General features: G+C 70.6%; 7 protein-coding genes and 1 pseudogene. 4 read left to right on the plus strand and 4 right to left on the minus strand.

What is annotated here, in order from left to right:
• Positions 1-25: 25 nt before the first annotated feature.
• Positions 26-1429 (plus strand): amino acid permease, encoded by a 1404-nt coding sequence (locus tag FV242_RS22365; RefSeq protein ID WP_147940459.1) that lies wholly within the window; start codon positions 26-28, stop codon positions 1427-1429.
• Here FV242_RS22365 and FV242_RS22370 read toward each other — a convergent pair.
• The 4 genes from FV242_RS22370 to FV242_RS22385 all read right to left on the minus strand — a co-directional run bounded on the left by FV242_RS22370 (position 1413) and on the right by FV242_RS22385 (position 4948).
• A complete protein-coding gene (locus FV242_RS22370; protein ID WP_147940460.1) occupies positions 1413-1823 on the minus strand; it encodes a flagellar biosynthesis protein FlgC in 411 nt (136 codons plus the stop codon). The two genes, FV242_RS22365 and FV242_RS22370, sit on opposite strands and share 17 nt — an antisense overlap.
• Before the next feature lie 68 nt (positions 1824-1891).
• Positions 1892-2752 (minus strand): formyltransferase family protein, encoded by an 861-nt coding sequence (locus FV242_RS22375; protein ID WP_147940461.1) that lies wholly within the window; start codon positions 2750-2752, stop codon positions 1892-1894.
• Positions 2752-3519, minus strand: a complete 768-nt coding sequence (locus FV242_RS22380; protein ID WP_147909276.1) for an SDR family oxidoreductase — start codon at positions 3517-3519, stop codon at positions 2752-2754. Before FV242_RS22380 ends, FV242_RS22375 begins: the two co-directional genes overlap by 1 nt.
• Positions 3520-3640: 121 nt before the next feature.
• Complete coding sequence (locus FV242_RS22385; RefSeq protein ID WP_147909275.1) at positions 3641-4948, minus strand: capsule biosynthesis protein; 1308 nt, start codon at positions 4946-4948, stop codon at positions 3641-3643.
• 350 nt (positions 4949-5298) lie between these two features.
• Between FV242_RS22385 and FV242_RS22390 the strand changes: the two genes are divergently transcribed.
• From FV242_RS22390 to FV242_RS22400, 3 genes and pseudogenes are all read left to right on the plus strand, one after another.
• Positions 5299-6795: a capsular biosynthesis protein gene (locus FV242_RS22390; RefSeq protein WP_147940462.1), complete on the plus strand. Its 1497-nt coding sequence runs from the start codon at positions 5299-5301 to the stop codon at positions 6793-6795.
• A 214-nt stretch (positions 6796-7009) separates the two neighbouring features.
• Positions 7010-8503 (plus strand): LTA synthase family protein, encoded by a 1494-nt coding sequence (locus FV242_RS22395; protein ID WP_147940463.1) that lies wholly within the window; start codon positions 7010-7012, stop codon positions 8501-8503.
• Between the two features lie 205 nt (positions 8504-8708).
• Positions 8709-9072 (plus strand): annotated as a pseudogene (locus FV242_RS22400) (sugar transporter); the annotation flags it as partial.

A 9072-nucleotide genomic window follows, 5' to 3' on the forward strand; every position in this document is an offset into this window, starting at 1 on the left:
ATGCCGGACGACCGTGAGCCGCGACATGACCGACACCGCTGCAATCGCCCGGATCGAGAGCCCGGCGAACGGTCATCCCGAACTCGCGCGGAGCCTTACGGCCCCCGGCCTCATCGCCATCGGGCTCGGCGCCACGATCGGCGCCGGCATCTTCGTTCTGACAGGAACCGCGGCGGCGCAATATGCTGGGCCGGCCCTCAGTCTCTCCTTCGTGATCGGCGGCATCGCCTGCGGCTTCGTCGGCCTGTGCTACGCCGAGCTGGCCGCCATGATCCCGGAGGCGGGATCGACCTACACCTACACCCGGGCGACCCTCGGGGTTTTCCCGGCCTGGATCATCGGCTGGGACCTCGTGCTCGAATTCGCCCTGGCGGCGGCCACGGTAGCGGTGGGATGGTCCGGCTATGCGCAGTCGCTCGCGGCGGATTTCGGCCTGACGCTGCCGGCCGCGCTGTCGGGGGCGCCGGGAGATGGCGGCTGGTTGAACCTGCCGGCGGTCGGCATCGTGCTGGCGCTAACCGCGCTCTTGACCCGCTCGACCCGGGACGCCTCCCTGATCAACGGGCTCCTGGTGGTTGCCAAGATCGCGATCATCCTGGCCTTCGTGGGCGTCGGCGCCGTCCATCTGCAGCCGGCGCTGTGGCACCCGTTCGTGCCCGAGAACGCCGGCACCTTCGGCAGCTACGGCTGGAGCGGCGTGTTCCGCGGGGCCGCGGTGGTGTTCTTCGCCTTCATCGGCTTCGAGACCGTGGCCACCGCGGCGGGCGAGTGCCGGGCGCCCCAACGCGACGCGCCGGCCGGGCTGATCGGCTCGCTGGCGATCAGCACGGTCCTGTACGTGGCGGTGGCGGCGGTGCTCACCGGCCTCGTGCCCTACCGGGAGCTCGACGTCGCCGACCCGATCGCCAAGGCGATCGACCGGCTGGCGCTGCCCAGCTTCGCCATCGTCATCAAGATCGGTGCGCTGATCGGGCTGACCACCTCGGCGCTCACCGCGCTCTACGGGCAGGGCCGGATCTTCTTCGCCATGGCCCGGGACGGGCTGCTGCCGCCCCTGTTCTGCCGGGTCGATCCGGCGACCCGGGCGCCGGTGTCGAGCCAGGTGGTGATCGGACTGTTCACGGCGGCGGTGGCCGGGCTGGTGCCGATCGACATCCTTGGCGAGCTCGTCAGCATCGGCACGCTCCTGGCCTTCAGCCTCGTCTGCGCGATAGTGCTGATCCTGCGCCGCACGGACCCAGGCAGGCCCCGGCCGTTCCGAGTCCCGGCGGCGACCCCGATCGCCGTGCTCGGCATCCTGTCTTGCGTGATTCTAATGGCTTCGCTGCCGCCGGACACCTGGATCAGGCTCGCACTCTGGCTGGTGATCGGGCTGGCGATCTACGCCGGCTACGGCCGCCGCAACGCCCGGCTCACCCGAGAAGGTTGAGCGTCGCCCGGCTCACCGTGTCGATCGACGCCTCGGCGCTGAGGTTCAGCTCGTAGTTGCGGATCACGCGCTGCAGGTCGGCCGATTCGAGGGCGACGTTGACGTTGGGCAGGCGGACATAGCCCTGCCGATCGGCGGACACGTTGGTCGGGTCGTAACGCCTGCGGAAGTCGCTCGAATCGCGCACGATGCGGCCGACCGGCTCGCGCCCCGCCTCGACATCGACCGGACGGAACACCGCGATCTTCCGGGCGTAGGGCGCCCCATTGGGATTGGCCGGGACCGAATCGGCGTTCGCGATGTTCTCGGAGATCGCACGGATCTGGCCGCTCTGGATCCGGCGGCCGTAGGCCAACGCATCGGTGGCCGCCTTGAGGGGGCTTGTATCCGGCATGCGAACAGGCTCGGTCGGAACGGGACGTTGGGCTGACCGATCCTTCTCGAAACAGGCTTAAGGGCCGGTTAACCGGCCCGGCCAGACAGGCTCACCGCCTCGCGCAGGTCCCGTCCGTCGGTCAGGCGCAGGCCCCTCCGGCGCAGGGAGGCGAGCAGCGCGCGATCCGGAAACGGACAGTAGGGCAGGACGGCGGTGCTGCGGCCCTCGGGCATGCGGCCGGTGCGGGCGATCTCATCGAGCAGGCGGTCCAGCAGTCCGCGGCCATGGGCGTGGAGCGCCACGGCCGCCCGGGTGGCGGTGGTGTCCGCGGGCAGCGGCACGGCCTCCTGGGCGAGGATAGCCCCGGTGTCGATCGTGGCGGCGAGCCGGTGCAGGGTCATGCCGAAGGCGCCCGGGCCGTCCGCTAGGGCGTGGATCGTCGGGACCGGCCCGCGATGGCGCGGCAGCAGCCCGGGATGGCCGTTGATGCCGCCGAGCCGCGCCAGCCCGATGGTCTCGGCCTTCAGGATCTGATCGAAATGATAGGTCAGGATCAGGTCGGGGGCGGTCTCGCGCACCCTCTGTGCGACCTCGGGACCGTTGACGTCGTCCACCGTCAGGGTCGGGATGCCGAGGCGCCGACACAGGGTCTTGAGCGGCGTCGATTCCGGCGCGTCGCCGCTGCCGGCCACGGCCTGGGTCAGGGGCGCCAGCGGCCGCAGCAGGTCGGGCAGCCCGAAATTCACTGCCAGATACGGAAGGATCCCGGTCCCCGACCGCGTGAGGTGGCGCCGGACCTGCCCGGTCAGGCCGCCGCTCGACGGCCGCTCCGCGTTCGAGAGCCCGACGAAGGCGATGTCGGCGCTGTGATCGGCCACGAACCGGCGCACCACCCGGGCATTCGGCAGCGCCTCCAGCACGAACAGGGCGATCCGGGCGCGGCTCATCAGCGGCGCGGCCGCCGCTGGAACCGGAAGGCGTAGAGCCCGGCCCGGCGAATGCTCTCAGGAAGAAGCAGGACGGTCCTGGCCAGGGCCGCCAGCGCGAACGGGAAGGCGATCACGTCGCGATCCTTGGCGACGCCCTTGGCGATGCGCAGGGCAGCCTGCTCGGCGCTCATCTCCAGGGGCCGCCAGCCCTTCAGCTCGCCGCCCATCGGGGTCTTCACGTAGCCCGGCGCAACGACGTTGACCTTCACGCCCCGTGGCCCGACCTTCTGGCGCAAGGCCAGCCCGTGGGCGACCAGGGCGGCCTTGGCGCCGCTATAGGCCGGGGCATCCTGCAGCGGCGCGTAGGCCGCCAGGGAGGAGACGAGCACGATCTGGCCGCTGCCGCGCTGAAGCATCAACGTCAGGGTGGGCAGCACGATGTTGAGAGAGCCCGTGTAATTGATGTCGGAGGTCTCGAAGGCCGTCTCCTCGGACTCGACCTCGCCCTTCTGGTTACCGCCGTTCACGGCCGCGTTGGCGATCACGAGGTCCAGCGGCTGCGCGGCGTGAAGCCTGTGGATCAGGGCGATCGCGGCGGCCCGGTCACGGGTGTCGAGCCGCACGGGCTCGACGGTCGCGCCGCTCGCCCGGCAATCCCGGGCCACGGCTTCGAGCCGCTCGACGTTGCGTCCGACGAGGATGAGGCTTGCGTCGGCACGCGCGTAGTGGCGTGCGAGCGCAGCGCCGATACCGCTCGACGCGCCAGTGATCAGAATGCGGGGCATGGTGCGGGTGCTACGCCGCGGAGCACGGACAAATCAAGGCCGGGGACGGCTCTTCGGTGACTTAATGGGTCGGCCGGCCCCGGAAACTGTCAGCCGGAACCGACACGTTTGCCGCCACGCTTCAGTAGACGGGCGCGAGTTGCCCGTCGCTCTCGCCGCCTTCGCGGATCACCCGCGCGGCGGCCAGCATCGAATCGGGGAGGGCGGATTCCATCCGCGGCACCGAGCCGGCCACCGCCCGCTCGATCGCCCCCTTGGAGAAGAAGCCGCCGTTGACCTGTGTCCGGTGTAGCACCACGCGGCGGAAATCGGCCATCAGGCCCATGTCCGGCGGGGTCGGGTTCGTCCAGAACCCATCGAGGTCGGCCTGATGGGTCAGTCCGGCCATGTTGTAGATCGCGGTGCCGACCGCATGAGTCGGCCGGCCCATCTCCAGCGACAGCATGCCGACGGTCGAGTTGACGATCACGACGCCGCGGGCGCCCTTGATCAGCGACGGAAGGTCGCCGCCGTCGATGAAGTCGAGCCGGTCGCTGACGCCGTGGCGCCGGGCCGAGGCACGGGCGAACTTGCGCCAGTTGATCAGGCCGCTGTCCAGCGGATGCAGCTTCACGAGGAGGCGCGTCGGCGCCGAGGACGCGTCCGCGAAGGACTTGATCACCCGGTCCATGAAGCCTTCGACGCCCAGGAACGGCGAGTGCACCCGGATCTGGTAGTCGCTGTCGAGCTGGAGCGGCAGAAGGAAGTAGTCGCAGCCGACCGCACGGTAGATCTCGTCGCAGCGCGCTGCCTCGCGGCGGGTGTGGGAGCGGCGGCTGAACTTCTTGATCCAGCCCGCGTACTCGGCCGCGATATGGGTCGGCCGGTGGCTGCGGAAATGTGGGAAGAGATAAGGGAAGGCGATGTTGGCGATGTTGTAACCGACATCCCAGACGCTGCGGCGGGCCATATCGCCGGTTGAGGGCATTGCCCGGCCGGGCTGGGGCAGGCGGCGCGCCAGCGCGCGGACTTCGGCCGCCGTGCGGGGCAGGGACGAGAAGCCGTTCACCCCGCCGAGCTCGCAGGTGATCCAGTTGGGACGGATGTAGCCTTCCTCGAACACGTGGACGCGCAGGCCGCGGACCTCCGCGATCATCCGGGCCGCCCGGTGGAACGGCCGGCAATCGCCGAACAGCACGATGTCCGTGACGGCCTCGCGGTCGAGATATGATTCGAGATACGTGCCCCACGCCTCGCGGCGGCCGCGGTAATTGTCCGCCTTACCGTTCCAGAACAGCCAGTCGCCGGGGCACAGGTTGATGCGCCGGACCTCGTGTCCCCGGGCGCGCAGCGCCGTGCCGAGATCGGAGAAGAACGGAGACGCGATGCCCTGCAGGAACAGAAAGGTTGCGGGGCGGTCGCGGAGGGCGTCGGGGGCGGTCTTATGCATTCCGCGGCGCTTCTATCCTTGACCCTCGGCCGGACGGAGCCGGACCGGAAAGACTGACCTGAGGTGGCACGCCTCGGCGCGAGCCGGCAATCCGAGGCCGCGTCGCAGGAGGGCGTTTCCGCTCCGGCGTGGCCCGTCTGCAACGGTCGCACTTTCGCGGCCCCCGCCTGGATTGAAGGGTCAATCACGGCGACGATATGTCCAAATCCTTTCCGCGACGTGACGCTTTGCGCGAACGGACGCGCTTGTCCCTGTGATTTCGGTGGTTTTGGGCCGGCCATCCCATGCCGGAGAAAATGCGCTACACGACGGCCCGAACGAGTCAGATGACCGGAGCCGGGCGCCCCATCATGTCCCTTGAACCGACCCCGTCGCTCTATGCGACCGGCCGGACGATCCACCGCCTGCGGACGGAGATCGAGGCCGCGACGGGTCTCGCCTTCGGGCCGGTGCGGCCCGGTGCAGTCGGCGCCGTCTGGCAGGCGGGAAGCCTGGCGGCGCGGCTGCTCGCGCTGACCGGCCGGCGCAGGCTCGTCGTCGCGCCGGGTCCCCTGGTCAGCCCGTACGATCGGCCGGAGACGGGCTTCGCATCTTTGCGGATCAGCCTCGACGACGTGCCGCTCGGCGGGGAGGGCGGCATCCACTACCTCGATCCCTGGACCCGCGCGCCGATCGGCCGCGAGGCCTGCGCCGAGGCGGTGGCCTGGCTCGCCGCACGCTTCGCCGAGAACGACCGGCGCGTCGTCTATGTCGGCATGTCACGCTGGAAGAGGACGGCCCTCGACGTGCTCGGCACCGGGCCCGCCGGGCGCCCGGTCCACACCATGACGGCCGAGGCCGCGGTCGAAGCGGGCCAGCGCCATCACGGCCGGATCCTCGCCTGGGCGACGCGGGCCCCGGGCAAGCTTGAAGACGCCTGCACGCTGGCCGGCCTGCCGCTCGCCCGGGTGGAGGACGGATTCCTACGCTCGGTGGGCCTCGGGGCGAGCTTGCAGCCCGGCGCCTCGATCGTGGTCGACGACCTCGGCATCTACTACGATCCCCGCAGGGAGAGCCGCCTGCAACGGCTGCTGGCCGAATCGGATTTCCCGCCCGAACTCGTGAGCCGGGCTAAGCGCCTGCGTGAGGAGGTCGTGGCCCGCCGCCTCAGCAAGTACAATGTTGGCCTGGACGCCGCATCGCTCGATTGGCCGGCCGGCCGCAGGATCGTGCTGGTGCCGGGACAGGTGGAGGACGACGCCTCGGTGCAGCACGGCTCGCCGCTGGTCCGGTCCAACCGGGCGCTGCTCGAGGCCGCCCGGCGGCGCAACCCCGACGCCTTCCTGCTCTACAAGCCCCATCCCGACGTCGAGGCGGGGTTTCGCCCCGGCATCATCCCGGAGGCGGAGGCGCTGGCGCTCGCCGACCGGATCGTGGCGGGGGTCAGCATCGTCGACCTGCTCGACCGGGTCCACCACGTCGAGACCATGACCTCGCTCGCGGGCTTCGAGGCGCTGATCCGCGGGCTCACCGTGGCCACTCATGGCCGTCCGTTCTACTCGGGCTGGGGCCTGTCCGAGGATCTGGCGCCGGGAGCCGACCGTGGCCGCAAGCTCACCCTGGACGAGTTGGTAGCCGGGGCGATGATCCTCTATTCGCGCTACCTCGACCCCGTAGCGATGAAACCCTGCAGCCCCGAGCAGCTTCTCGACCGGCTGAGCGCCGCCCGCGAGGCCGCACCGCGCAGCGCGCTCTCGATTGGCCGCACCGCCCATTGGGTCATGCGCGCCCGCTACGGCTTGTTCAATCCGATCGTGCGGGCGTTGCGCCGGCGCCGCGGCGTCGGCCGCGAGGCTGGACCGCGCTGAGGGCAGGGAGCACCGCCGTGACATCCGGTGTCCCGGATTTTTCGAGCCCGCAAACGGGGATAGGGCCGGCTTCTCTTGTAGCGGAAGAGGGGGTGACGCCGAGGCCCCCGCTTCAGGGAACGTCCCGAAGCCCTTGTTTCAACATGTTCTTCCGTGCCGGGTCGGATGCCGTATCGCTCGCTCGCGCGCTTGCCCCTCTCCGAGTTCCAGGACCTTGACGACGTTCCTCACCGCCGCCAGCCTCGCGCTGGCCCTCTGCCTCGCCCTCGAAGTCTTCGTCGGCGATTCGCTCACCCGGGCCAGTCTCGCGCCGCGCGATCTCGCCCTGCGGTTGCTCGGCTACTCGCTGATCCTGCTGTTCTGGTTCTGCTTCTCGTGGCGGCCGTGGCTGGCTGCCCTGACCTGCGTGGTCTCCGTGGCGGCGCTGATCTATGTCAGCCGCGCGAAGCGATCGGTGATCGGCGAGCCGCTGCTGTTCAGCGACTTCGTCCTGCTGCCGCAGGTGCCGCGACACCCGCAGCTCTACTACATCCCGCCGCTCTGGGATCCGCGCATCGCGGTCCCGGTGATCCTGACCCTGATCGCGACGGTGATCTGGTACCGGACCGAGCCCAGCGTTTTGCCGGGCGGGCCGCTCCTGCGCGTCGCGGCGCTGCTCGGCTTGCCGCTCGCCCTGTGGATCCTGTTCCGCGCCGCGTCCCGGCCGCCGCTCGCTGGCCTCGTCGCGCAATGGTTCCCGGAGCCCGACCTGGAGGCCGACGTCGCGCGGGTCGGCCTGCCGGCGAGCCTGCTCGGCTACACGGCCCGGGCGCTGGCGGGCAGCGCCCCGGTTCCGGACGTGCCGGTGCTGCCGGCCGGCCCGGGCGACGACGTGGTCGTGGTGATCCAGCTCGAATCGTTCATCGACCCGGAGCGCCTCGGCGGCCCGGCACTGCCCGCGATGGAGCTGTTCCGCACCGGGGCTGCGCAATACGGCCGGCTGCGGGTCCCGGCGCACGGCGCCTACACCATGCGCAGCGAGCACGCCGTGCTCACGGGCCGCCCCTCCGAAAGCCTCGGCTTCGGCCGGTACGATCCCTATACCTCCCGCAGCGGCGACGAGCCGACCAGCCTCGCCCGGCTGGCCCGGAGCCGGGGTTACGGCACCCTGTTCCTGCACCCGTTCCACCGGGATTTCTTTCGCCGGGCGAAGGTCATGCAGGCCTTCGGCTTCGGCGACCTGGTGATGGGCGAAACATTCGCGGCCGCCCCCCGCATCGGCCCCTATGTCGGCGACGTCGCCCTCGGGGAGCGTCTGCTCGACGAGGTCCGGGGGCGGCGCACCCCGCTGTTCCTATTCTGCGTCACGATGGAGAATCACGGACCGTGGAAGCCCGGTCGGCTGCCCGGGATCGACGCCCCGGAGGCGCAGTACCTCCACCACGTGGTCAATACAGGGCGGATGGTCGAGAACCTGGTGGCCGGGCTCGACGCCCTGGCGCGCGAGCGCGGCCAGACCGTCACGCTCTGCGTCTTCGGGGACCACGCCCCCTCGCTGCCGACCTGCAAGCCCGGGTTCGGCGGTCAGGCGACCGATTACGCCCTGTTCCGCTTCGGCGGGCCCCCTGTCCCGCCGAAGCGACGGGACATCGCTGCCGATGCCCTGGGGCGGGAGCTGCGGTCCACCCTGGCTGGCGCCCTTGCGGACATGCCGGCAAGGACGCGATAAGGTTAAGCTTGACGGCAACAAGCTCGGCAGTGCCACGCTGGTGACGCATTGCCGGCCGATAGCGAAGCTGTCCGAGAAGTGGGTTCCGCACGGCGCCCGCCTGTTCGACGCGGCCGTTAAAGCGATCGCAGCGTTTGGCGGTCACCATGGATGTCCCGGTCCGAGCCAGCGATGGCGCGGAGGCCGGCGAGGAGAAGTCTCTGTGATGCTGCGTAAGACGGCGCTCTCAGCGCTGATGGCCGCCCTCGCGGCAGGGTCCATCGGCGGCTGCACGTACCTGCCCGCGGCGGGTCCGACGGCCAGCGCGATCGAGGCTGGCGCGGAAGTCGCCACCGCCGACGGCGGCGTGCTCGCCCGCTACGAAATCATCGACGTCACCCCATCCGTGGTCGAGGCCCTGCGCGGCCGGCCCCTCGACAGCCTGCTCGCCTCCTTCGGTGACCACCGCCCCTCCACCGAGCCGGTGATCGGCATCGGCGACATGGTCTCGGTCTCGGTCTGGGAGGCCGGTTCCGGCGGCCTGTTCTCCGGCCCGCTGGTGGCCGACCGCTTCTCCGCCGGCTCCAAGT

This window comes from Methylobacterium sp. WL64, from assembly GCF_008039945.1.
Classification (GTDB): domain Bacteria; phylum Pseudomonadota; class Alphaproteobacteria; order Rhizobiales; family Beijerinckiaceae; genus Methylobacterium.